Source organism: Pseudomonas sp. A125, assembly GCF_055409485.1.
On the sequence record NZ_JBUZVP010000021.1, the window covers coordinates 64451 to 89036 of the forward strand.

Sequence of the window (24586 nt, forward strand, 5' to 3'; positions counted from 1 at the left end):
GTTGAAAGCGTCGCTACTGTGAAAAGTAACAGGTACAGACGAGTAGGCAGGTCGCTACAGAAACACAATCTCATAGGGTTCGCGCATCCGCTCCAGCAGTACCTGCGCCAATAGCGGCGCCAGGCCGATTTCCGGGTCGCCCGCCAATTGGCTGGCATAGGCGTGCGCTGCATGCAGCTTGCGGGCAACGCTCCAGGTGTCGAGCCGTACCCGGCGTGCGCGCTGCCAGGGAATTGCGGCGGTCTCCCGTACAGGCCAGTGCCACGCCCAGATCGGCAACTCATGCAGGTGCACGCCTTTGAGCCCGCAGGCTTTGGCGGCGGCGCGGCCCACGGCGTCGTGGTCGGCCTTGCCGTCGTTGCGCCAAGTGGTAAACACCACATCGCCAGGTTGCAGGTAACGTGCAATGAACTGGCTCATCTGCTGTTCCCGCGCGGCCAGGGCGTTGTCGGCAAAGCCGCCGCGAATCCATTTCAGGCTGTGCAGGGGCACGCCCAGGCGGCGCAGGGCTTCGACACTTTCCTGGGGGCGCACCACGCTCAGGCGCTTGGCCGGCCACACGGTCGAGCCGGGATGGCTGGCGCTGCCGTCGGTGATGGAGATCAGTTGCAGGGAGTATTCAAGGGTGCTGAACAATTGCAGCAACCCGCCACAGGCGATCACTTCGTCGCCGGGATGCGGGGCGATGATCACCACGCGGCTGCCTTCGGGCACCAGGGTTGCGGGATTAATGGCGGGGATTTGCGCGAGTTGCGGGGCGCTGTTCCAGATTTGCGCGGGGCCCCGGCGGGTGTCGATTAACGGTGCAGGCTTCATGAGTGTCACGTCCTTGTTCATCGGTGATGCAGGCCGTACCCCGTTGACGGGACGGCTCTTGTTGGTACACGAGCGGCCTGTACGGACACTCGCAGCGCAACGGCATTCCAACCCTGGATTGCCGTGCAAGGAATATTGATGATAGTTACGAATCGTCGCTTTTACACAGCCGGATGTCGCAATTTTTTCAGGAGGCCTGCATCAGGCTCTTCAGATAGTCACCAAAACCGCCTTGGGCGCGGCAATCCAGACGTGCGCTGGTGATCACTTGGGGCGAATGGCTCCAGGCAATCGAAGCCCCGCAGCGTTCCAGTTGACGCACCAGTTCCACATCCTCATGACACGGCAACGGCTCGAACCCACCGGCCCGCACATAAGCACTGGCGCTGATACCCAGGTTGGCGCCATGAATATGCCGGTGCCCGTCCCGCGCCTCGTAGGCCTGGTGATAGCGGATTTGCGCTGCCGGGTCGAAACCCTCGCTCCAGGCATCGACCGTCACCGTGCCGCACACCGCATCCACCCCCAGTGCCAGCTGCGCTACCAGCCAATCGGGGGCGACGCGGCTGTCGGCGTCGGTGCAGGAAATCCAGCGGGCGCCATTGTTGAGCAAGTGCCGTGCGCCCACGCCGCGCACGTGCCCCACGTTGCGCACCTGCACTTCCAGGCTGTGTACCTGGTACTCCCGGGCGATCAATGCGCTGCGATCACTGCAACTGTCGAGCACCGTCAGAATCTGTACCTCCTCCCCCAGCAGCCCCGGATGGCTCGCCGCGACCATCGCCGCTTTCAGGCAGTCAGGCAGCAATGACTCTTCGTTATGCACGGGTATCAGGATGCCAATCATCGCAGTCCCTCCTGGGTCGCGACCGTGGCGCCATCGAGGCTCCACAGGTCCAGTAAAAAATCACTTTCGTGGTGGTGCGCCAGATGCGCCATGCCCAGGCGCTGGTCGAGGCGTGCGTGCACCATTTCTGCCGTTTGCGGGCAGCCTTCGATGGGCGGGCGCCAATGGCAGGCGAGGAGCTGCCCGCCCGGCGTCAGGGAGGCGAGGGCGCGATCGATCAGTTGGTCGAAGTCGTTCGGGTCCAGGTAGTAGCACAGCTCGCTGAGTACAATCAGCTCGAAGCTCTCGTTGGGCCACTGCTCCGGCAGGCGGCTCTGCTGCACCGTGGCATGGCTGAAATCGCGTAGCCGTGTCTGCGCCAGGCAAACCGCCGCCTGCGCCGTGTCACAGCACAGCAGGCGGTCGCAGCGTGCGGCCAGCTCGAAGCTCAGTTCACCATTGGCGCAGCCGGGTTCAAAGATCGATGCGTAACGTGGCCGGGTCAGCAGCGCCAGGGTCAGGGCACGCTTGCGCTGCTCGTACCAGCGTTGGCGAAAGGCCCAGGGGTCGTCGTTACCCGCAAACAGCTGGTCGAAGTAAGGCGTGGCGACGCTCATACAAACACCACTTCAAAAGGTTGCAGCAGGCGCTCCAGCACATACGGGGCGAGCACCGGCGGCAGGCCGATCTGCGGGTCGCCTTCCAGTTGGCTGGCGAACGCGTGGATGGCGTGGCGCTTGCGGGCGACCACTTCGGGTGACAGGAGGATTTTGCGCGCACGCGCCCAAGGCACCTGGCTGTCTTCGGGGGTTGCCCAGTGCCAGGTCCACACAGGCAGCTCCAGCAAGGTGGCGCCCGCAGCCCGGGCAGCCTTGGCGCTGGCACGGCCCACGGCCTCATGGTCGCAATGGCCGTCTTCGCGCCACGTAGTAAAGACCACGTCACCTGGCTTGAGGTAGCGTTCTATGAACCGAGCCAGTTCTTCTTCCCCGGCAGCTACCTGGCTGTCGCGGAACCCGGCCCTCAGCCATTTAAGGCTGTGCAGCGGCAACCCCAGGCGATGCAGGGCTTGCGCCGATTCCTGCGGGCGCACGACGCTCAAGCGTTCCACCGGCCAGCGGCGGGAACCCGGGTGGCTGGCGCTGCCATCGGTGACAGAGATCAGCAACATTGGGCGGTCAAGGGCGGCGAGGCCTTGCAGCAGGCCACCGCATCCCAGCACTTCATCGTCCGGGTGGGGCGCAATGATCACCGCACGGCTGCCCTCGGGCACCAGCTCGGCAATGCTCACGCAAGGCAACTCGGCCAGTCGCGACGAGCTTTGCCACAGGTGCAACGGCGTGCCCTGGCCAACAATCGGATTGGCTTTCACAGTTCCCACCTCCCTGGGCGCTCATCGGCGACGTGTTGACCGAGGGCGGCCAGGTCGCGTTCGGCGTGACTTTGCCGCAGGTACACCGGCAAGTCGGCCATCAGCTGCGCAAAGTGCGGGTCTTTGCAATACGGGCCCGCGCCTAATGCTCGCCCGACGTGATGGATCACCTGGTCGACTGTTTCCTCGATGCAGGCGCGAACCTGTTGCGCGAGCAATTGGGCATTCGCCTTGGGGTGCCGGTCGATGTGCGTGGCGCTGTCACGCAGCACGCAGGCCGCACTGTGCAAGGTGCTGTCGACGCTGCCCAAATGGGCCAGTGCGTGGGGTTCCGGGCGTTTGCCGCACTGCTCGCGCAAGGGTTCGGCCAGGCGTTGGGCCGCACCGTACCAGCACGCTGCGATACCGATGCCGCCCTGCCAGAAACCCGGGCGTGCCAGGTAGTCCCCCGGCCCGCCGATGGCCAGGCCAATCGCGTCGCTGAACTGCACCTCAACGCTGCCTGTGGCCGCCATGCCAACCGCCGCCCAACCGTCATCGGTGACGGTCACTCCAGGCTGATGCATAGCCACTGCAACCAGTTGCTGGCGCTCCTCTTCATCCCATGCAGTGAGCAACCCGTGGCTGACCACCGCGGCGCCCGAGCACCAGGCCTTGCGACCCTCCAGCCGCAAGCGCTGGCCGTCGCGGCGAATCCGCACCCTGGCCGTTGGCGGCTCGGCCGCCCACATACCCCACGTGCTGCCCACTGGCGGCAAGGGGCTGTCGAGTTCGGCGATAATCGCCAATGCGTCGGTGTGGCCTTCGTATAACTTGCACAACCGCAGATCATGGCCGGCCACTTGTGCCAGCCGGCTGAAGCGTTCCAGGGTCTGCCCGCTGCCCGGCAGGGGCAGTTGGTCCAGGCCTTCCTCCACCAGTGCCCTCAGCGCAGCGCCAAGGGCCCGGGTGTCCGGGTATTCCCGGTAGCCGCGAAGAAATCCATGCAGAGCCATTTCACACCTCGTCCTCATGCTGCAATTCAAACAACAATAACGAGCGCCCGGTGACGGCGTACTCGTGATCGAAATCGAAGCGCTCCTGGCCTCGCACCGACGGCTGGTTGGTGTCGAGCATGCAGGTCCAGAAGCCGCCATCCGGCACTGGTGGCAGGCGGAAATTGACCATGTCGTGGTGAGCGTTGACCACCAGCAATAACGTGGCATCGGCCCCCGGGCGGCGAATCCCGGTTTCCTGGGCGCGGCCATCCATCAACATGCCCAGGCAGCGCCCGTGGCTGTCTTGCCATTGCTCGATGGTCATTTCATCACCGCTTGGCGCAAGCCAGGTGACGTCCTTGACGCCGATGTCTTCGTTGTAGTCGCCCACCAGGAAGCGTCCGCGCCGCAGGATCGGGTAGGCCAGGCGCAGCTTGATCAAGCGCTTGACGAACTTGAGCAGGGCCTTGCCGTCTTCGTCCAGATCCCAGTTGATCCAGCCGATCTCGCTGTCCTGGCAGTAGGCGTTGTTATTGCCGTGCTGGGTGCGGGCGAACTCGTCGCCGGCCACCAGCATCGGGGTGCCTTGGGCGAGCAACAGGGTGGCGAAGAAATTGCGCATCTGGCGCAAGCGCAATGCGTTGATTTCCGGGTCGTCGGTGGGGCCTTCGACACCGTGGTTCCAGGACAGGTTGTTGTTGCTGCCGTCCTGGTTGTTCTCGTCATTGGCTTCGTTGTGCTTGTCGTTGTACGACACCAGGTCGTGCAGGGTGAAACCGTCGTGGGCGGTGATGAAGTTCACCGAGCTGTAGGGCCTGCGACCGCGCTGGTTGAACATCTCGCCGGAGGCGGTCATGCGCCCGGCAAAATCCGCCAACTGGCCGTCGTCGCCTTTCCAGAACGAGCGCACGGTGTCGCGAAAACGGTCGTTCCATTCCACCCAGCCCGGCGGGAAACCACCGACCTGATAGCCACCGGGGCCGCAGTCCCAGGGCTCGGCAATCATTTTCACCTGGCGCAGTACCGGGTCCTGGCGGCAGGCCACGAGGAAGCTGTGACGCTCGTCGAAACCGTCGCGGTAGCGGCCGAGAATGGTTGCCAGGTCGAAGCGGAACCCGTCGACGTGCATTTCGGTGGCCCAGTAGCGCAACGAGTCGGTGACCATTTGCAGCACGCACGGATGGCTCAGGTCGAGGGTGTTGCCGGTGCCGGAATCGTTGATGTAGAAGCGCTTGTCGTCGGGCATGAGGCGGTAGTACGAGGCGTTGTCGATGCCGCGCATGGACAGGGTCGGGCCTTGCTCGTTGCCTTCGGCGGTGTGGTTGTAGACCACGTCCAGAATCACTTCCAGCTTGGCTTCATGCAGGTGCGCGACCATCTCCTTGAACTCGGCGATCTTGCCGCTGGCCAGGTAGCGAGGGTCGGGGGCAAAGAAGGCGATGCTGTTGTAGCCCCAGTAGTTGGTCATGCCTTTTTGCAGCAGGTGCTGGTCGTTGACGAAGGCGTGTACCGGCAGCAGTTCCACCGACGATACGCCCAGTTGGCGAATGTGCTTGAGCACATCGTCGACCATCAGCCCGGCGCAGGTGCCCCGCACTTCTTCCGGCACCGAAGGGTGGCGCATGGTGATGCCGCGCAAGTGGGTTTCATAAATGATTGTGCGATCCCACGGCGTGCGCACCGGCTGGTCGTTGCCCCAGGTGTGAGCCGGGTCGATGACCTTGCATTTGGGCACGAAGGGCGCGCTGTCGCGTTCGTCGAAACTGAGGTCGGCGTCGGGGTGCCCGATGGTGTAGCCAAACAGTGCCTCGGACCATTTGAGTTCGCCCACCAGCTGTTTGGCGTAGGGGTCGATCAGCAATTTGTTGTGGTTGAAGCGATGACCGTTGGCGGGGTCATAAGGACCGTACACGCGATAGCCGTAAATCAGCCCCGGGTGGGCGTCGGGCAAATAGCCGTGAAAGGTCTCGTCGGTGTATTCGGGCAGCTCGATACGTTCCAGTTCGACTTCACCGCTGTCGTCGAAAATGCATAGTTCGACTTTGGTGGCGTTGGCCGAGAACAGCGCAAAGTTGACCCCAAGACCGTCCCAGGTCGCGCCGAGGGGGAAGGGCAAACCTTCACGAATCCGCGACGGCTCGTTTTCCGGCGTCGATTTGGGCTTGTTGGGTTTGCTCATTGAGGTGCTCCTGCAAAGGGTTTTTCCGGGCCGAACGGGGCTATGCCGGCGTGAAGCCAGATGAAAATCTTGAATTGGATGCGGTTTCCCCTGTGGGAGCTGGCTTGCCTGCGATGGCGGAGTACCTGGCGACATCGATGTTGAATGTGCCGCCACCATCGCGGGCAAGCCCGCTCCCACAAGGGGCCTTTGTCAGCTGGCGGGCTTGCGCGGCGCCTTGGGTTTTTTGTCGGCAACAGGCTTGGCCGGCGCTGCTGCGCCCTTGGGTTTCGGCGCGGCTTTGGGCTTGGCGGCAGCCTTTGGCTTGGAAGGCGTCAGCGCCTCGGCTTCCGCCAGTTTGCGCGCCATCTCCCAGTGTCGCGCGTCCTCGCCGTGGGGTTTCCCTTCAGACTCCCAGATCTGATGCGCCAGTTCGCGTATGCGTTTGTCTTCAGTACTCATCGCAATGCTCCTCACAGAAAATTTCAGCTTTCTTGATCATCAGGATTGATAAAGACATTGACCGGGAAATCCCCCAGGGCAGCGCTGATCATGAGCTCCTTGTTTGGTGTGACTGCGCCTGTTCGGAAAAGTCCCTTCCAATTTCGGGTTGGAGCGGCGAACGGTAATTTGACCCGCGTATCGCCCCAAATCTGCGCGTTGATCAGCGGGTATACCCCGTTTTCAAGCAACGGGTGAGGCCAGCGCGGCACCACCACCAGCAACTGTTTGCCCTCGTGTTCGCGGTAGAAGGCGACCACTCGCCCGGCGTGTTCACCCACCACCTCCAGAGGTTCGTAAGTGCCTTGGCGAAACAGGTGCGGATGCAGTTTGCGCAGCGCCAGCACCTGGCCGATCAGCGCTTGTTTGATGCGCCCGTCATGCCAGTTGAACATCAGCTCGCCGATATCCGCCGGCGTGTGCAGCCCCTGTTCGCGGGCGTGAAAGTCCACCGGCCGGCGGTTATCAGGGTCTACCAGCGTGAAGTCCCAGAACTCATCGCCCTGATACAGGTCCGGCACGCCCGGCACGGTGAGGCGAAGCAAGGATTGCGCCAGCCCATTGAGCGCGCCAGCCGGGGCGATGGCTTGGGCAGCCTCGCCGATGGCGTTGCGCAGCGCCTGGCCTGAATCTTCCAGCAGCAGCCGTGACAGGAATGCTTCCACACCTTGTTCATACAGTTCGTTGGGCGCGCTCCAACTGCTGTGCAGCTTGGCTTCGCGCAGGGCTTTTTGTTGCCACTGCCAGAGGCGCTGGTGATAGCCCGCCAGGCCCTTGGCATCGTCGCGATGCAGGTCCAGCGGCCAACTGCCCAACAGCACCTGATAGAGGATCAACTCGTCGCCCGCGGATGGAGTGTCGGCATCGCTGCGCAGGCGGGCGGCGAGGGTGCGCCATTGCTCCACCTGTTCGGCGTACCAGTCGGCGCATTCGCTGAGCACGGCCAGGCGCGCCCGGGTGTCTTCGCCGCGCTTGTGGTCGTGGGTGGCGGTGGCCAGCAGGTTGTCGGGAAAGGTGCGCAGGCGCTGCTGGTTGACCGCATGGAAGTCCTCCAGCGGCGCACTGAATTGTTCGGTGCTGAAGCCTACGTCATTGCGCGAGAGCAACACCCCCGAGCGATAGAACGCGGTGTCTTCCACCGCCTTGGCCGCCGCCGGTGAAGTCAGTTGCTGGAAGCGCACGCAGGCGTGCTTGAGCATTTTGCGTTTGCGGCCTAACGGGCGGTCGCGCCAGGGTTGGCCACCGAGCCATTTTTCCAGGTAGTCGAGCACCGGCCAGTCGCCTTCGCTCAAGGTGCTGCGGGCACCAGCCAGGGCTTGCAGGAAAAATACATCGTCCAGTTCGCTGCGGCCTCGGGCGCTGATGTAGGTGCGGTATACCGGGAAGTGCACGATCAGCTCCTGCAACGCGCGGCGAATGGCGCCCAGGGTCAGGTCACGGCTCATTACATCGTCCCGGGCCACCTGCAGCAGCGCCTGGGCCACGCTTTCAAAGTCGCCGGCCAGGGAGCCGTTGAGGATTTGCTGGCGCGCCAGCCAGGCTTCTTCGATAAACGCAGACGGGCGCTCGGTGTGGCGGCTCCATAACGCGGCCAGCGGTTCGAAACCTGCCGGATCATGTTGCAGCAGCGACAGCTGGTTCATGAATTCGTAGCCGGTGGTGCCGTCTACGCGCCAGTCTTCGCGCAAGGTTTCGCCTTCGCCGAGGATCTTCTCGACGAAGATCGGCAAGTGCCGCCCGCCCGCCAGGGAGTCCACGCGGCGGCGCAACTTGCGGCAGTAACCGCGCGGGTCGGCGAGGCCGTCGATATGGTCGATGCGCAGGCCGTCAATCAGGCCTTCGCTGATCAACTGGAAGATCTTGCCATGGGTGGCCTCGAACACCGCGCTGCGTTCCACCCGCAGGCCGCCCAGCTCGTTGACGTCGAAGAACCGCCGCCAGTTGATATCGTCTGCCGCCGTGCGCCAGCTGGCCAGGCGATAGCTTTGTTGTTCCAGCAGATTGTGCAGCCGGGCAAACCCTTCAGGCTGGCGCGCGTCGTAGAGGCTCAGGTTATCTTCGATGGCCTTGAGGGTTTCGGGATCGCGGGCGGCCTCGATCAGCTCCTGTTTCAGCATGGTGGCCTGGAGGTAGGCGTCCGGCTGGTAGGCCAGGCTGCTGAAACGGTCGGCCAGGGCCTTGATAGGCACCAGCTCACCGTATTCCCGTGGGCAAATCGGGAAGCGATGTTCGTAATGCTCGACGTAGAAGCTGGCGTGTTGCGGGTCAAAGCGCAGCGCCAGCGCGCCAGATTGCAGGGCTTCGCCGTAATCGCTGCCGAGGAACGGCATCAGCAACTGGCCCTTGAGCAGCGGGTCTGGCGAGTGCCATTGAATGTCGAAGAACTCGCTGTAGGGACTCAACCGGCCCCACTCCAACAGGTCCAGCCACCAGGGATTATCGGCACCGCCAACGGCCATGTGGTTGGAGACGATATCCAGGATCAGCCCCATCTCGTGTTCGCGCAGGGCCGCGACCAACCGGCGCAGGGCAGGCTCGCCCCCCAGCTCGGGGTTGACGCTGGTGGGGTCGACCACGTCATAGCCGTGCATCGAGCCGGCGCGGGCGCTCAACAGCGGCGAGGCGTAGAGGTGGCTGATGCCCAGTTCGGCGAAGTACGGCACCAGCGGCACCGCGTCGTCGAGGGTAAAGCCTTTGTGAAATTGCAGGCGCTGGGTGGCGCGCAGGGTCAGTGCCTTCATCGGTCACGCTCGTGAGCCTGGAGGCGCGCCACGGCCAGCAGCTCAAGGCGACGGGCGGCGTTTTCATCATCGAGCAGGGTCGTTGCATCGCCCGTCAGGCGACGCCGCCAGTTTGGGTGGGTGTCGGTAGTGCCGGGCAGGTTGGCCTGTTCTTCAACGCCCAGCGCATCTTCCAGCGGCAGCAATACTAATGGCGCACGGGTATGGCCCAGGTAGCGCACGCTGGCATCGATGACGTGGTCGGTTTCGTTGCGGATTTCGTCGGTGAAGTTCTGCGGGTCCTGGCTCAAGGCCTGGCGCAGCGCCTGGCGTTCCCGCAGGCGGTGCTCGCTCCATTGCTCGACGGTGGGCGCATCGATCAGCCCGAGCTGGATATTCCAGTCGATGTCACGGCTGTGCCACCAGCCGTTGAGGGTCGGCAGGTCGTGGGTGCTGGTGGTGGCCAGCGCGTTGTCCGGCCAATCCAGGATCGGCTTGAACTGGCCGTCGTGGTCTTGCTCGAACAGCAGCACGCGCATGCCGAGGATCGAGCGGGCGATGAGTTTTTCCCGCAGGCCGTCGGGCACGGTACCGAGGTCTTCGCCGAGGACGATCGCCTGGTGGCGGCTCGATTCCAGCGCCAGCAGGCGCAGCAGGTCATCCACCGGGTAATACAGGTAGGCGCCTTCACGCGGTGAGGCGTCCATCGGGATCACCCACAGGCGTTGCAGGCCCATCACATGGTCGATGCGCAAGCCGCCGGCATGCGCGAAGTTGGCCCGCAGCATTTCGATAAAGGCGCGAAAGCCATTGCGTTTGAGGCCTTCGGGGGAAAAGGCGGAGATGCCCCAGCCTTGGCCTGCGCGGTTGAGAATGTCGGGCGGCGCACCCACGGTGAGTTCTGCCAACAGTTCGTCCTGGCGGCTCCAGGCCTGGCTGCCGCCGCCGTCGGCGCCCACGGCGAGGTCGGCGATCAGGCCAACGCCCATGCCGCTGCCGCGCGCCGCTTGTTGCGCGCGTTCCAGGCAACGGGCGATCAGCCATTGGCTGAAGGCGTAGAAGCCGATTTCTTCCCGATTGGCTTCGGCAAATTGCACGAGTGCCGGGCTTTGCGGGCTGTGCCAATCCTCGGGCCAGTGGCGCCAGTCGAGGCTCTCGCCACTGGCCGCACGCTCGGCCTGCACGGCTTCGAAACGGCAGTGGTTTTCCAAGGCTTCGCCGCCGGCCTGGCGGAAACTCAGGAAGTCGGCGTGTTGCGGGTGGTCGCCCTGGCGGAAGTCTTCATACAGGGTACGCAACAGGCGTTGCTTGGCTTTGGCGGCGGCCGGCCAGTCGATCAGGGTTTGTTGTTCAAGGTCATTCAGTTCGTTTGCCAGGCCGCTGGCTTCGATAGCGCTTTGCACCGCACGTTCGCCGAGGATGCAGCCGGGGGACGCGTACAAACTGTTGAGGAACAGGCGGCTGGACGGCGAATACGGGCTGTAGCGCTCGGTGTCGGCGCTGAACATCGCGTGCATCGGGCTGATGGCCAGGGCATCGGCGCCGCGTTCGGCGGCGGCGCGGGCCAGTTGTTCCAAGGCCTGGGTGTCGCCAAAACCACCGTCGCCGTCGCGCCGCAGGGCATACAGTTGGGCGCTGAGGCCCCAGGCGCGGGCGGTTTGGGTGTCAACCGCCTCAGCGACGGTGTAGCAGTGGGTCGGTGCCACGGCCAGGGTAAAATGCTGGTCGGCAATGTGTACCTGCTGGTAGCCGACCGGGATTGATCCGGCCAACACGGCGTCATCGTCCAGCTTCAGGTCCAGTACGCTCGCGTCTTCAAGATGAACCTGGCACGGCGTGCCGGGGGCGAAGTAGCGCGCCAGGTCCAGGCCGGCGCCGCTGTCGACGGTCATCAGCGGTGGCAGGTGCTTGTCTTGCTGCACGCGTTCGAGGTCCAGCAGGCTGGCTTCGATGGCGGCATCGGTGTCGGCCGGGTGGCCCAGGCCTTTGAGCACGGCGCGCAGTGCGTCGGGTTTGACATGTTGCGGGCGGCCGTTAGCGTCGATCCAATCGACGGCCAGGCCCGCTCGGCTGGCGAGTATTTCCAATTGCGCGTCGCTCAAGGGTGCTCTCCAACAGGGGAATAGGTCAGGCTGACGCGGGCGCTGAACGGAGCGAGTTGTTCGGCTCCACTGGCCTGCGTCACAAATAGGAGGTGCTCGGCGGCCGGGTAGTTCAGAGAATCGGCGCTCAGGTTGAGGTCGATCTGCAACAGGCTGCCGTTGCCCAGGCGCCAGCGCGCCGTGACCGCGCCCGCCGCCAGCACTTGCGCACCCAGGGCTACGCTGCCCGGTAGGTGCGGCACGATATGCTGGTGGCGCAGGCCCAGCAGGTGGCGATAAAGCTGCGAGTCGCCACAGTCGGCGAGGGCGGGTGCCGAGCGGCGGAAGGTTTGCAGCGAGTTGGGGTCGGGAATGCGCTCGCGGCGTTCGGGGTCGCTGAAGGCGGCAAAGTCGGCAAACTCGTTGCGCCGGCCTTCGCGTACTGCCTCGGCCAGTTCACCGTGGTGGTCGGTGAAGAACAGAAACGGTTCCTCGGCGTTGACTTCGTCACCCATGAATATCAGTGGGATCATCGGCGACATCAACAACAGGGTCGTTGCGGCGCTCAAGGCCTGCGGCGAACACAACTGATGCAGGCGCTCGCCCAGGGCACGGTTGCCGATCTGGTCGTGGTTTTGCAAAAACAGCACGAATGCGCTGGGCGGCAAGTGGCCGCTGGGCTCGCCGCGCGAGTGGCCATGGCGCGTGGTGTGGCCCTGGTAGATAAAGCCTTCACTCAGGCAGCGGGCGAGTTTGGCGGTGGGGTCTTCGGCGAAGTCGGTGTAATAGGCGTCGGTTTCGCCGGTCAGCAGCACGTGCAGGGCGTTGTGGCCGTCATCGTTCCACTGTGCATCGAAACTGCGTTCCAGCAGGCTGGCCTGGTTGAATTCGTTTTCCAGCACCAGCCACACGTGGCGCACCTGGTCAACTTGCTGGCGCACGCGCGCGGCCAACTCTTCAAGGAACCCAGGGTCGTTGATCGCGTGCACGGCGTCCAGGCGCAGGCCGTCGAAGCGGTATTCCAGCAGCCACATCAACGCATTGTCGATGAAGAAATCCCGGACTTCACGGCGATCGAAGTCGATGCCGGCGCCCCAGGGCGTGTGCACATCTTCGCGAAAGAAGCCCTTGGCGTAGGTGCCGAGGTAGTTGCCGTCGGGGCCGAAGTGGTTGTAGACCACATCGAGGATCACCGCGAGGCCATAATGGTGCGCGCTGTCGATCAGCTGTTTAAGCTGCTCGGGCGAACCGTAGGAGGATTGGGGAGCGTAGGGCAGAACCCCGTCGTAGCCCCAGTTGCGTTCACCGGGGAACTGCGCGATGGGCATCAGCTCAATGGCGGTGACACCCAGCTCTGCAAGGCGCGGCAGTTGTTTCTCGACCTCGGCGTAGCCCCCCAGCACGCCCACATGCAGCTCGTAGATCACGGCTTCGTGCCAAGGCCGGCCTTGCCAGTGGCTGTGACGCCACTGATAGGCCAGCGGGTCGACCACCACGCTGAAACCGTGAACATCCGTGGCCTGTGCCCGGGAAGCCGGGTCGGGAACGTCCTGTTCACCGTCGATGTTGTAGCGGTAGCGGGTGCCCGGCGGGCACTGCAACTGCACCACAAACCAACCATCGGCCTGGGGCAGCATCGCTACCGATTTACCTTCCTCAAATTCAACGCTGACATAAAACGCGTCTGGCGCCCACAAGGCGAAACGGGTGTGTTCCGCATCCAGCATGATCGCGCCGTGGGGCCAGGTTTCCAGAGTCCTTGACGGCATCTATGAAGACCTCTTTTTACTGTTTCCCCGATCTTCCCAGCGATTTCGCTACCAGCTGTTCATAAAGTTCGGCATAGGGTTCCACTGCCTTGCACCAGTTGAACGGTGCCGCCATGGCTCGGCAACGCATGGCGTTGAGCAAGCCCGGGAAGGCGAAGACCTTGAACGCACGGCTCAGGGCCGCTTCGTAGCTTTCGACGGTGGATTCGTTGAACAGGAAGCCAGTGACGCCATCCTCGATGGTGTCGGCCAAGCCCCCGGTGTTGCGCGCAACCGGCAATGAGCCGAAGCGCTGGGCGTACATCTGGCTCAGGCCGCAGGGTTCATAGCGGGACGGCATCAGCAGGAAGTCGCTGCCGGCGAACATACGCCGGGCGTCGGTCTCGTTGAAGCCGATGCGTACGCCAACCTGGCCGGGAAAACGCAGGGCCAGGGCGCGCATGGCTTGCTCTTCTTCCGGCTCGCCGCGCCCGATGATCGCGATTTGGCCGCCGTTTTCGACAATAAAGCCGGCGACCGCTTCAGTCAGGTCCAGGCCTTTTTGGTAGACCAGGCGCGAAACCACAGCGAACAACGGGCCGGTGGAAGCATCCAGGCCGAACAGGTTACGCACATGGTCGGCGTTCAACGCCTTGCCTTCCCAGTCGCCGATGTTGAAAGGGTGGGTCAGGTGCGGGTCGGTGGACGATTCCCAGCTTTCATCGATGCCATTGGGAATGCCGCTGAGTAGGCCTTGCTGGGTTTTGCTGGCGAGAAAGCCGTCCAGGCCGCAGCCGAATTCGGGGGTGGTGATTTCCTGGGCGTAGGTGGCACTGACGGTGGTGATGTGGCTGGAATACGCCATGCCGGCCTTAAGGAACGACAGCTTGCCGTAGAACTCCATGCCTTCTTGTTGCAAGGCGTGTTCGGGAATCCCCAGTTCCGGGCACGAGGCCAGGCTGACCACGCCCTGATAGGCCAGGTTATGAATAGTGAACAGCGTCGGGGTGCGTGACCCACGCCAGTGCATATAGGCCGGCGCCAGGCCAGCTGGCCAGTCATGGGCGTGCACCAGGTCCGGGCACCAGTGGATTTGCGCAAGGTTGGCGGCAATATCGGCGGCGGCCAGGCCCAGGCGGGCGAAGCGGATATGGTTATCGGGCCAGTCGCGGCCGTTGTTGGCGCCGTAAGGCGTGCCTTCACGCTCATACAGTTCGGGGCAGATCAGCACATAGATGACCAGGCCGTCCTTGAGGTCCATGCGCCCGATCTTGCACGGTGGCAACGCAGCATGGCCGCCCAGCTCACCGATGATATGAATGGGGTTGTCGCTTTCCAACACCTGCGGGTAGCCAGGAATCAGCACGCGCACATCGTGCAGGTGCGCCATGGCGCGGGGCAGGGCGGCAGACACGTCGCCCAGGCCGCCGGTTTTCACCAGGTCTGCCAGCTCGGAGGTCACAAACAGCACTTTCTTGCGGTTGGGATTCTGACTCTGAACGGGCCGCAGCGTGTTGGTAAGGTCGGCCAGTGAGGTCGGCCCGCCAACCGGCTGACTAAAACGCTCTCCCTGAGTATCTACAGCGGCACTGATCATAGTTCTCTCCCATGTGTTGGTCGGCTGATGGCATCTGGCAATCAGCAAAGGTTGACCGCATCCTGCGGCCAGGCGCACAAGCGCTACACAGACTGGCAAGCCTTATGCCAGTTGTGCTGGAGTCTTAAATAGAGTGATGGACGGGCATTCGGTGTGAACCGTCAGCGCTCGCCTTACCTTAAACCTGACCTACGGCAGAGTTGGAAAGTTTCGATTTTTTGCGGGGTTTTTGTTTTGGATCGGACCCATCGGTCATGAGTCTAGGACAGATCCCAGAGCCTGTGCGGTCTGTAGGAGATTTTTGTAGGACAAAATTTTTTTCATGAGCGCCGTAGCAGCTGTCGAGCGCCAGCGAGGCTGCGTCGGACGCGCTCCGGTTCAAGATCGGCAGTGCGCCCTACGCAGCCTCGCTGGCGCTCGACAGCTGCTACGGGAGGTGGGATGTGTGCACTAGCTTAGTGCGCGAAGGGGCGCTCCTTTGGCCCATGACTGAATATCTTCGATCATTTGCTGGTAGAACTGGCGGTAGTTCTGCTCGCTGACGTACCCCACATGAGGGGTGGCCAATACATTCGGCAACTGCCGGAACGCATGCCCGGCAGGCAATGGCTCCTGGGCGTACACATCCAGTGCAGCGCCCGCCAGCCGACCATTGGCCAAGGCGTCAATCAGGGCCGCCTCGTCGACAATCGGCCCACGTGCCGTATTCACCAGGTGCGCAGTAGGCTTCATCCAGCCCAGCGCCTCGGCGTCTACCAGCCCGCGGCTGCGGTCGCTGAGTACCAGGTGAATTGACAGCACATCCGCCTGCTCAAACAGCTCGCGCTTGCTGACCCAGGTCACGCCGGTTTCGGCGGCGCGTTCCGGCGTGAGGTTTTCGCTCCAGGCAATCACGCGCATGCCAAACACCTGGCCATATTTGGCGATTTTCTGGCCTATGCTGCCCAGCCCGAGAATCCCCAGGGTCTTGCCATGCAGGTCGCCGCCCAGGCCCACCTGCCAACCACCGCTGCGCAGGGAATTGGCTTCGGCCAGCAGGTTGCGGGTAGAGGCCATGATCAGCGCCCAAGTCAGTTCCGGGGCCGCGTGCTTGTAACTGTCGGTGCCGCACACTTGAATGCCCAGCGCCTTGGCCGCGCAAATGTCGATGGCGGCGTTGCGCATGCCACCGGTCACCAGCAACTTGAGCTTGGGCAAGCCTTGCAGCAGTGCCTGGTCGAACGGGGTGCGCTCGCGCATCACGCAGATCACCTCAAAACCCTGCAAACGCTGGATCAATGTAGCGGTGTCCGCCGGGTAATCGTGGAGGAAGTGCACCTGGCCGACCGACGCCAGGACCGACCAGTCCACCACGCCACTGGCCACATTCTGCCAATCATCAATCACTGCGATCTGTACCGACATGCACGCGTGCCTCGTAAAGGTTGGATTAAAGGGCGTTCAGCCCTTGCAACAGCGCCTTGTGAAACTGTGCCGGTTCTTCCATTTGTGGCGCATGGCCCAGGCCCGGGAATTCCACCAGGGTTGCATGGGGGATCAGCTTGGCCACTTGCCTGCCCAACACCGCGTAGTTGCCTATTTTCGCCTTGACCGCAGGCGGTGCCAGGTCTTTGCCTATTGCGGTGGTGTCGGCCGTGCCGATCAGCAGCAGGGTGGGCATTTGCAGGTCCTTGAACTCGTAGTACACCGGCTGGGTGAAGATCATGTCGTAAATCAACGCCGAGTTCCACGCCACCTGGGTGTGGCCGGGGCCTTTATTCATACCGGCGAGCATATCCACCCAGCGCTCGTACTCAGGCTTCCAGCGGCCAACGTAGTAAGTGTCGAGTTCGTACTTGCGGATGCCTTCAGCGGTCAGTTTCAGTTCGCGCTCGTACCATTGGTCAACGCTGCGATAAGGCACGCCGATGGCCTTCCAGTCTTCCAGGCCGATGGGGTTCACCAGTGCCAGCTGTTCGGTCTGCGCGGGATACAGCAGGGCATAGCGCGTGGCAAGCATGCCGCCGGTGGAGTGGCCGAGGAGGGTGGCCTTTTGGATGCCGAGTTTTTCCAGCAGTTGGTGGGTATTGATCGCCAGTTGCTGGAAACTGTACTGGTAATTGTCCGGCTTGCTGGAGGTGCAAAACCCGATCTGGTCGGGGGCGATCACCCGGTAGCCAGCGTCGCTCAGGGCCTTGATCGAACCCTCCCAGGTGGCGCCGCAGAAGTTCTTGCCGTGCATCAACACAATACTGCGCCCGTTGGCTTTGCCTTTGGGCGGCACGTCCATGTAGCCCATTTGCAGGGATTTACCCTGGGACTGGAAGGTGAAGTGCTCCACCGGGTAAGGGTATTTGAAACCTTGCAGTTCCGGGCCGTAGGTCGGGCCCTCAGTGGCGGCGAAGGCGGGAAGGGCGCTGCCGAGCAGCAGGCCGGCGACGCAGAATGAGCGGATTTTGGACATGGGGTAGGCTCCGGGAACAGTGCCCGGATGCTGTGGCGAGGGGATTAACGGGAGATTAAATCCAGTGCAGGGTAAGCATGACCAATACCCCGTAGCGCGCACCTTTGGCCAGGGACACCAGCAACAGAAAGCGCCAGAAAGGCTCGCGCATCACGCCAGCCACCAAGGTCAGCGGATCACCAATGATCGGCACCCAACTGAGCAACAGCGACCAATGCCCCCAGCGTTGATAGTGGAGGCGGGCCTTCTGCAGATGCTTCTGGCTGACCGGAAACCAGCGCCGGTCCTTGAAACGCTCAACCGAACGCCCCAGTAGCCAGTTGACCACCGAGCCCACGACGTTGCCAACGGTTGCAACCGTGAGCAGCAGCCACAGGCTGTAATGCCCGCTGATCAACAACCCCACCAGCACCGCTTCCGATTGCATCGGCAACAGCGTGGCGGCGCCGAAGGCGGCGAAAAACAGCCCGAGGTAACCGGCGAGCATCAATCAGCGTGCCGGGTAGTCGGCCACCACCACCTCTTTGCCTTCACGGGTCAGGCCGATCACCTGATAGGCATCGCTGCTGCCGTCCATCTCCATGCCCGGCGAGCCGAGCGGCATGCCCGGCGCCGCAATGCCCAGCAAGTCGTCGCGTTTTCGCAGGGCCAGCACCTGGTCGGCCGGTACATGGCCTTCGACGAACTTGCCGTCGATCACGCCGGTATGGCAAGACGCCAGGCGCGGCGCCACGCCCAGGCGCTGCTTGACCTCGCTCATGTTGGGTTCCACATGGTCGTTGACCTTGAACCCGTTGCTTTCCAGGTGGGCAATCCACTTCTTGCAGCAACCACAGTTGGCATCGCGGTGCACATCAATCGGGATCAGCTCGGCGGCCTGGGCCAGGGTGCTCATGAGCAGGGCCGACAGCGCGGCCAGTCGCAGGGTGGTTTTCATCATCATCTCGTCAGATAAAGGGCAACAGCCGGGCATTCTCCCTGCTTTTTACACGAGGGTTTCCCGGGAGTGTTACGAGGTTTTACGAAAAACCGACAGCGCCAGAATAACGGCCTGGAGCTGTCGGAAAACTGAGGGGCAGATGACGGTTTTGTCAGGCAGGCGGGGATTCCAGGCGCTGCTTGAGCTGGTCGAGAGCCTGGTTGGACAGCTCGATCATGCGCTCATGCAGGGTGGTCAGTTGCAGTTCGGTTTCATAGGTCAGGATGCGTTTGAACAGGGTGCCAGAACCTTTGGCCTGCAGCAGATAGTGGATACAGCCGTCGACGGCCAGCGAAGTGAACGCGGTCTTGAACTCCCTCGGCCGCAGCGCAACCTGCACCCGATAGCTCATGGGAACACGCACACCCAGCAGATCGATGGTTTCGGTAAAACGGTGGCCGCTGGGTAATGAGCCGGTGATGCCGGTGTCGGCGCCCAGGGATGTCGGATGCCATTCATGCCAGCGATCCGGTTGGGTGACGTAATCGTAAACTGACTCGATCGAGGCCTGGATATAGCGTTCCTGACAAATGTGTTGAGTGCGGATCGGGTGCTCAACTGCGTGCATGACACACCTCCTGTGTGGCGGGACTAAGCACAACGAACTGTCAGAATAGCCGGGCTCCCGCGCATTGCACGGGAGCGTCCGGGCTATTTTTTTCAACGCACCTTGAAGCGGCCCATCAAAGCAATTACCCGGCCATTCGCATCCAGCAGGCTCTGGGTGTTGTGTTCGGTGGCGTGGCCGCTTTGCACCAGCTCTTCGACCATGTGACGGATGTGCACCATGCTGCGGTTGATTTCCTCGGTCACTGCGCTTTGCTGTTCGGCGGCGGTGGCGATCTGGGTGCTGAGGTTGTTGATGTGGCTGACGGAGCCGGCCATTTCGTCCAACCCGGTGTTCACCCGGGCCGTGGCATCGGCCGCAGACTGGCAACTGGCTTGAGTGGCTTCCATGGCCGTCACCGAGGAACTCACGCCGGTGGTCAGGCGCGCGAGCATTTCGTTGATCTGCGATGTGCTGGCCTGAGTACGGGCGGCGAGGGCGCGCACTTCGTCGGCCACCACCGCAAAACCCCGTCCCTGTTCGCCGGCCCGGGCGGCTTCGATGGCCGCATTGAGCGCCAGCAGGTTGGTCTGGCCGGCGATGGCACCGATCACCCCGAGGGTTTCGGTGATGCGCTCGGCGTCCTGGCGCATGTTTTCCACGGTGTGGGTGGCGCTGGAGACTTCACCGATCAACGCGCTGACGCTGCGGGAAGCTTCGCCCACCACCACTCGCGAACGGTCAGCGTGCTCGTTGGCACGCTGGGTGAACGCGGCGGTTTCGGCGGCGTTTTCCGCGACGGTGTCGGCGGTGGAACTCATCTCGGTGATGGCGGTTACGGTCTGGTCGGTTTCCGAGGCGTGGCGCACCAGAATCTGGTTGGTCTGGGCCGATGTCTGCTGCAACTGTGCCAGGCTTGACGACATGGCGCCGGTGGCCAGGGTCACTTCACCGATCATGTTTTGCAGGTAGACGATAAAGCGGTTGACTGAATGGCCAATCGCGCCCAGCTCATCCTCGGCGCGGATGGTGATGCGCCGGGTCAGGTCGGCGTCGCCGTTGGACAGCGCGTCGATGTTGGTCTTCAGCGCGGTCATCCGGTGTACCAACTGGCGGATGGCATACACCTGCAACAGCACCAACAGCAAAATCATCGGGATTTGCAGCATCGCCAGCGTGCCGAGCACGTCATCGCGCTGGGCGGTGATCAGCGAGGTCGGCAGCGCGGTCGCGAGGAACCACGGCGTGCCTTCGATCGGGCGCATGAAGAAGGTGCTGGCCACGCCCTGGTTGTCGAACTCACTGCGTTGCAGGCTTTGGTCGCGATGGGCCAGCCCGGCGCTGACCTGGGCGGCAAAGGCCGACGTGCCGGCCAGCTCGCTGATGTTCTTCAACACAATCGGGCCGCTGATGCGGGTACTGTTGCTGATGATCTTGCCGTCGCCTTCGACGATCAGCATTTGCCCGCCAAGGTCTTTTTCCTTGCTGGCCACCAGGTCGTTGAAGAAACCCAGGGTCACGTCGATGGTGGCGACGCCGTAGGCCGCGCCGTCGCGCTGGATCGCCATGGCGCAGTTGGTGCGTGGCTCCTGGCTGGCGTCGTCCTTGTAGGCGGCGGCCCAGGCGCATTGGCCGCGGGGCGAGGCGAGGCCGCCCTTGTACCAGCTCTGGTCGTAGTAGTTGGGGGCTGCGTCACTGTTCCAGAAGGTATTCACTGCCAGCTTGCCCGAGGCATCACGGTGCCAGAAGGTGCTGTGCTTGTTACGCCCCGGTGTGCGCTGGTTGGGCAGCGGCCAGATGCCGCCGCCGAACACTTTCAGTTCGCCGTACTGGTCCACCAGGCCTGGCAGCACCTTGTCGATGGCGTCGCTGTCGAGCAGGGGAATGGTTTGGGTGATGCTGCGTTGCTGGGCCTGCACCTTGTTCAGTTCGCCCTGGATCTGCCCGGCGACTTCGGCAATGCGATTGAGCACCACCTGCTCCTCGGTATGGCGCAGTGTGGGCGCCACCAACTGTCCGATGCCCACGACCGTCAAGACCAATAACAACAGGACGAACAGCACCAGAAACACGGTGTAACGGGCTTGGATAGAGCGCAATGAGGGCATGGGGTCGTCCTTACGAAGCGTTTATTATCGACGCGGCTTTGTTAGAGCTTCGACGGGCTATCGGCTTGGGAAGGACGAGCTTTAGGTACCATGGTGCAAGAAGTTGTGGGTGCGCCTATTTATCCAGCATCTGCATAACAGCTTCCGGATAACGCAGGCCTGCCGTCGCATTGGCCGGGAAGATCGCCTCCAGTGTCGCCAACTCGGCCGGGCTTAACTTGACCTCGAGTGCCGCGACGTTCTCTTCCAGGTACTTGCGTTGCTTGGTCCCCGGAATCGGGATCAAGTAATCGCCTTGCGCCAACACCCACGCCAACGCCAACTGCCCAGCCGTCACGCCCTTGTCGGCGGCCAGTGCCTGCACCTGTTCCACCAGCAACAGGTTCTTTGCAAAGTTCTCACCCTGAAAGCGCGGGCTGGACCGGCGGTAGTCATCCGCCGCGAAATCGTCCGGGCTTTTCAGTGCGCCGGTCAGGAAGCCCCGGCCCAGGGGGCTGTAAGGCACAAATGCAATGCCCAGGCGCTGGCAGGCCGCGAGGCAGCCGTTGTCTTCCTGGTCGCGGCTCCATAGCGAGTACTCGCTTTGCAGGGCGCTGATCGGATGCACCTTGTGCGCGCGCTCCAGCGTGGCGGCCGACGCTTCACTCAAGCCCAAGTAACGCACCTTGCCTTGCTTGACCAACTCGGCCATGGCGCCAACGGTTTCTTCAATCGCTACGTCAGGGTCGATACGGTGCTGGTAATACAGGTCCAGAGTTTCCACGCCGAGCCGCTGCAACGTGCCGTCGATGGACGCGCGGATGTACTCCGGCCGGCCATTTACCCCGCGTATCGTCGGGTTTGACGGGTCACGCACGATGCCGAATTTACTGGCAAGAAAGACCTGGTCGCGCTTGCCAACGATGGCTTTGCCGATCAGCTCTTCGTTGGTGTGGGGGCCGTACATGTCGGCGGTGTCCAGCAGGTTGATCCCCAGCTCCAGGGCACGGTGCAGGGTATTGATCGCTTCAGCGGTGTCGGTGCCGGTGGTGTAGAAATCGGTCATGCCCATGCAGCCGAGGCCGATGGCGGAAACCTGGGGGCCGTTTTTGCCGAGTTGACGTGTGTGCATGGGTCCAGCTCCTGTATGGGGAAGAGGTCCATTGTTATCCTCGACAAAACCTGGATAAACCGGCTAAAACCACTATCACTATTATGAAATTCTAAATAATCCATCAAGGAAGCCGGCCTGTGGACCGTTTTAACGCCATGCGTGTGTTCGTGCGGATCGTCGAACTGGGCGGTTTTGCCAAAGCGGCCGACAGCCTGCAACTGCCGCGTGCCTCGGTAACGATCCTGATCAAGCAGTTGGAGGCGCACCTGGGCGTGCAGTTGTTGCAGCGCACCACGCGCCAGGTCAGCCCGACCCTGGACGGTTCGGCCTACTATCAGCGCTGCGTGAGCCTGTTGGCCGACCTTGAAGAAACCGAGGCGGTGTTCTCCACCAGCCGACGCAACCCGCGCGGCACGTTGCGTATTGATATGCCGTCGGGCATCGGGCGTTTCCTGGTGATCCCGGCGCTGCCCGAGTTCACCACGCGCTACCCGCAGATCGACCTGGAAATCGGCCTCAACGACCGCCCGGTGGACCTGATCCGTGAAGGTGTGGATTGCGTGTTGCGCGGTGGCCTGGCGCTGGACGAGTCACTGGTGGCCAGGCCGCTGGCGTTGATGGATCAGGTGACCTGCGCCAGCCCCGGTTACCTGCAGCAGTTCGGCATGCCGTCGACGCTGGATGACCTGGCCGGCCATCAAGTGGTCGAATATTTCTCCAGCACCAGCGGTAAACGGTATGGCCTGGAATTCCAGATCGGCAAGGACATACGGTTGGTCGACCTGCCCAAGCAAGTGGCGGTCAATAGCGCGGACGGTTACCTGGCGGCCTGTGAAGCGGGTTATGGGTTGGTGCAAACGCCTTACTACCACGCTGTTCGCCAACTGGACGCGGGAACACTGGTGGAGGTGCTGGCAGACCTGCGACCGCCCGGGTTGCCACTGACCGCGCTGTACCCGCCACACCGCCAGCTGTCGCAACGGGTGCGGGTATTTGTCGATTGGCTGGTGGAGCTTTGCGCCCGGCCGGGCAACGGGTTGCAGCGTCAGCCTTGAGCCTTGCGATAGGCACCGGGCTGAAAGCCGGTGACTTTATGGAACGCCCGGGTAAACGCCGCCACCGATTGATACCCCACGGCGAGGGATACGTCCGCTACCGTCTGGTCTTGCTTGAACAACTGGCAGGCGTGGCGCACGCGCATCATCAGCAGCACTTGCCCTGGCGACTGGCCGCACAGTTCATTAAAGCGCTTGAAGAACGCCGAACGCGACAAGCCGGTGCAGGCGGCCATGCTTTGCAGGGTCCAGGGATCTGCCGGGTGTGCGATCAATTGTTCCAGCAGTTTGGCAAATGCCGGTTGCCGAGCCAGCGCTGCGAGGCCGCCGAGGTCGGCGTTGTCCAGCACCTGCTGGCGCAGCACATACAGAAACAGCAAGTGGCACAGGCGCTCCAGCAGCGCGGGCGAGGGCGCCGGTGTGCGCTCGCACTCCTGCAGGATCAATTCGAACAGGTTGCGCGCAGCGTTCAGCGAAGGGTCGCCGGCCCGCAGAATGATCCAGGCGGGCAGGGTGTCGACAATCATCGCCGACAGCCCGGACTGGAAACGAAAGAACCCGCACACCAGGCCCACGCCGTCATTCGCCTGGTTGTCCAGGGGCAGCATCGGCTTGCGCGGGCATTCCTGGGCGCCGGCGGCGGTGGCGTCGCCGGACAGGCGATAGGCCAGGTCGCGCAGCAGGAACACCGCATCGCCATTGTTCAGTGCATGGGGTGATGGATCGTCGTCAATGTGCAGCCAGCATTGCCCCTGCACCACCAGATGGAAACTCGCGCTGGCCAACCCGTGGGTGCTGGCGCGCCAGTCGCCACAATACCGCCCGACATGGAACAGGCTGGTGTTGAGTTCGAGGCTATCTAATAACCAATCGACAAGGGAACTGGACGAATTCATCTAACGGAAAGACTCTAGAGCAAGTAATCGCTACTTTAGACTATTGAGCGGATTTTTTATAACCAACAGACTGGGTACACGAATCCATGAGGAGACCACTCCATGTCCCGCGTACCGATGCTAACCCTGCAAACCGCGCCTGAAGCGGCCAAGCCCTTTCTGGAAAATGCCCTGAAAGGTTCCGGGTTCATCCCCAACCTGTTGGCGGTGCTGGCCAATGCTCCGGCGGCACTGGAAACCTACATTACGGTGTCTGGCCTGAACGCCAAGGCTGACCTGAGCCTGGCCGACCGCGAAGTGGTGCAATTGATTGCGGCCACCAACCACGGTTGCGATTTCTGCGTCGCCGGGCACACTGCCGTAGCGCGCAACAAGGCCAAGCTGCCGGAAGACGTAATCGACGCCCTGCGCCAGCGCGGTGAATTGCCCAACGCGCGGTATGAGACACTCGCCGCGTTCACGCGCGAAGTGATCGCCACCCGGGGGGATGTCAGCGACGCCGGCTACACCGCGTTCCGAGAGGCCGGCTACACCGACGGTCACGCGCTGGAGGTTATCCTGGGCGTGAGTCTGGCCACCCTGTGCAACTTCGCCAACGTGTTTGCCCGCACCCCGTTGAACCCGGAGCTGGCGCAATACCGTTGGGAAAAACCGGCAAGCTGAAGGCGC

General features: G+C 62.8%; 21 protein-coding genes. 2 read left to right on the top strand and 19 right to left on the bottom strand.

Annotation, left to right across the window (positions count from 1 at the left end):
- Window positions 1-54: 54 nt before the first annotated feature.
- From ACZRN6_RS25055 to ACZRN6_RS25140, 18 genes are all read right to left on the bottom strand, one after another.
- Window positions 55-816 (bottom strand): PIG-L deacetylase family protein, encoded by a 762-nt coding sequence (locus tag ACZRN6_RS25055; protein ID WP_322144916.1) that lies wholly within the window; start codon window positions 814-816, stop codon window positions 55-57.
- Window positions 817-1003: 187 nt separating this feature from the next.
- On the bottom strand, window positions 1004-1663 hold the full coding sequence (locus ACZRN6_RS25060; RefSeq protein ID WP_322144917.1) for a glycosyltransferase family 2 protein: 660 nt from the start codon (window positions 1661-1663) through the stop codon (window positions 1004-1006).
- Complete coding sequence (locus ACZRN6_RS25065) at window positions 1660-2259, bottom strand: SAM-dependent methyltransferase (protein ID WP_464009116.1); 600 nt, start codon at window positions 2257-2259, stop codon at window positions 1660-1662. The genes ACZRN6_RS25060 and ACZRN6_RS25065 overlap by 4 nt, the downstream gene beginning before the upstream one ends.
- Window positions 2256-3014: a PIG-L deacetylase family protein gene (locus ACZRN6_RS25070; protein WP_464009117.1), complete on the bottom strand. Its 759-nt coding sequence runs from the start codon at window positions 3012-3014 to the stop codon at window positions 2256-2258. Before ACZRN6_RS25070 ends, ACZRN6_RS25065 begins: the two co-directional genes overlap by 4 nt.
- A complete protein-coding gene (locus ACZRN6_RS25075) occupies window positions 3011-4009 on the bottom strand; it encodes an acyl-CoA dehydrogenase (protein ID WP_464009118.1) in 999 nt (332 codons plus the stop codon). Before ACZRN6_RS25075 ends, ACZRN6_RS25070 begins: the two co-directional genes overlap by 4 nt.
- Before the next feature lies 1 nt (window position 4010).
- Window positions 4011-6170: a glycogen debranching protein GlgX gene (glgX, locus tag ACZRN6_RS25080; RefSeq protein WP_322144921.1), complete on the bottom strand. Its 2160-nt coding sequence runs from the start codon at window positions 6168-6170 to the stop codon at window positions 4011-4013.
- Between the two features lie 192 nt (window positions 6171-6362).
- Window positions 6363-6611, bottom strand: coding sequence for a DUF2934 domain-containing protein (locus ACZRN6_RS25085; protein WP_464009119.1), 249 nt, complete (start codon window positions 6609-6611; stop codon window positions 6363-6365).
- A gap of 23 nt (window positions 6612-6634) precedes the next feature.
- Window positions 6635-9391, bottom strand: a complete 2757-nt coding sequence (locus ACZRN6_RS25090; RefSeq protein ID WP_464009120.1) for a malto-oligosyltrehalose synthase — start codon at window positions 9389-9391, stop codon at window positions 6635-6637.
- Window positions 9388-11472, bottom strand: coding sequence for a 4-alpha-glucanotransferase (gene malQ, locus ACZRN6_RS25095; protein ID WP_464009121.1), 2085 nt, complete (start codon window positions 11470-11472; stop codon window positions 9388-9390). Before malQ ends, ACZRN6_RS25090 begins: the two co-directional genes overlap by 4 nt.
- Window positions 11469-13220: a malto-oligosyltrehalose trehalohydrolase gene (gene treZ / locus ACZRN6_RS25100; RefSeq protein WP_464009122.1), complete on the bottom strand. Its 1752-nt coding sequence runs from the start codon at window positions 13218-13220 to the stop codon at window positions 11469-11471. The genes malQ and treZ overlap by 4 nt, the downstream gene beginning before the upstream one ends.
- 16 nt (window positions 13221-13236) lie before the next feature.
- The gene (gene glgA / locus ACZRN6_RS25105; RefSeq protein ID WP_464009123.1) at window positions 13237-14796 is read right to left on the bottom strand and encodes a glycogen synthase GlgA; all 1560 of its coding nucleotides are present in this window, start codon (window positions 14794-14796) and stop codon (window positions 13237-13239) included.
- Between the two features lie 450 nt (window positions 14797-15246).
- The gene (locus tag ACZRN6_RS25110) at window positions 15247-16200 is read right to left on the bottom strand and encodes a D-2-hydroxyacid dehydrogenase family protein (protein ID WP_464009124.1); all 954 of its coding nucleotides are present in this window, start codon (window positions 16198-16200) and stop codon (window positions 15247-15249) included.
- A 25-nt stretch (window positions 16201-16225) separates the two neighbouring features.
- Entirely contained in the window at window positions 16226-17239 is a 1014-nt protein-coding gene (locus ACZRN6_RS25115; protein ID WP_464009125.1) for an alpha/beta fold hydrolase, read from the bottom strand.
- 55 nt (window positions 17240-17294) lie between these two features.
- Complete coding sequence (locus tag ACZRN6_RS25120; protein WP_464009126.1) at window positions 17295-17726, bottom strand: YqaA family protein; 432 nt, start codon at window positions 17724-17726, stop codon at window positions 17295-17297.
- A 3-nt stretch (window positions 17727-17729) separates the two neighbouring features.
- The gene (locus ACZRN6_RS25125) at window positions 17730-18176 is read right to left on the bottom strand and encodes a DUF411 domain-containing protein (RefSeq protein ID WP_322144929.1); all 447 of its coding nucleotides are present in this window, start codon (window positions 18174-18176) and stop codon (window positions 17730-17732) included.
- A 154-nt stretch (window positions 18177-18330) separates the two neighbouring features.
- A complete protein-coding gene (locus tag ACZRN6_RS25130; RefSeq protein ID WP_322144930.1) occupies window positions 18331-18786 on the bottom strand; it encodes an SRPBCC family protein in 456 nt (151 codons plus the stop codon).
- Between the two features lie 92 nt (window positions 18787-18878).
- On the bottom strand, window positions 18879-20873 hold the full coding sequence (locus ACZRN6_RS25135) for a methyl-accepting chemotaxis protein (RefSeq protein ID WP_464009127.1): 1995 nt from the start codon (window positions 20871-20873) through the stop codon (window positions 18879-18881).
- Between the two features lie 115 nt (window positions 20874-20988).
- Window positions 20989-21984 carry an aldo/keto reductase gene (locus ACZRN6_RS25140; RefSeq protein ID WP_322144932.1) on the bottom strand — a complete coding sequence of 332 codons (996 nt, stop codon included), beginning with the start codon at window positions 21982-21984 and terminating at the stop codon, window positions 20989-20991.
- A 119-nt stretch (window positions 21985-22103) separates the two neighbouring features.
- Here ACZRN6_RS25140 and ACZRN6_RS25145 point away from each other — a divergent pair, with 119 nt between their 5' ends.
- A complete protein-coding gene (locus tag ACZRN6_RS25145) occupies window positions 22104-23021 on the top strand; it encodes a LysR family transcriptional regulator (protein WP_464009128.1) in 918 nt (305 codons plus the stop codon).
- On the opposite strand, the gene ACZRN6_RS25150 is transcribed toward ACZRN6_RS25145, so the two are convergent.
- Complete coding sequence (locus ACZRN6_RS25150) at window positions 23012-23917, bottom strand: cupin domain-containing protein (protein ID WP_464009129.1); 906 nt, start codon at window positions 23915-23917, stop codon at window positions 23012-23014. The two genes, ACZRN6_RS25145 and ACZRN6_RS25150, sit on opposite strands and share 10 nt — an antisense overlap.
- A 102-nt stretch (window positions 23918-24019) precedes the next feature.
- Between ACZRN6_RS25150 and ACZRN6_RS25155 the strand changes: the two genes are divergently transcribed.
- Complete coding sequence (locus ACZRN6_RS25155; protein WP_322144935.1) at window positions 24020-24580, top strand: carboxymuconolactone decarboxylase family protein; 561 nt, start codon at window positions 24020-24022, stop codon at window positions 24578-24580.
- The last annotated feature ends 6 nt before the right edge of the window (window positions 24581-24586 follow it).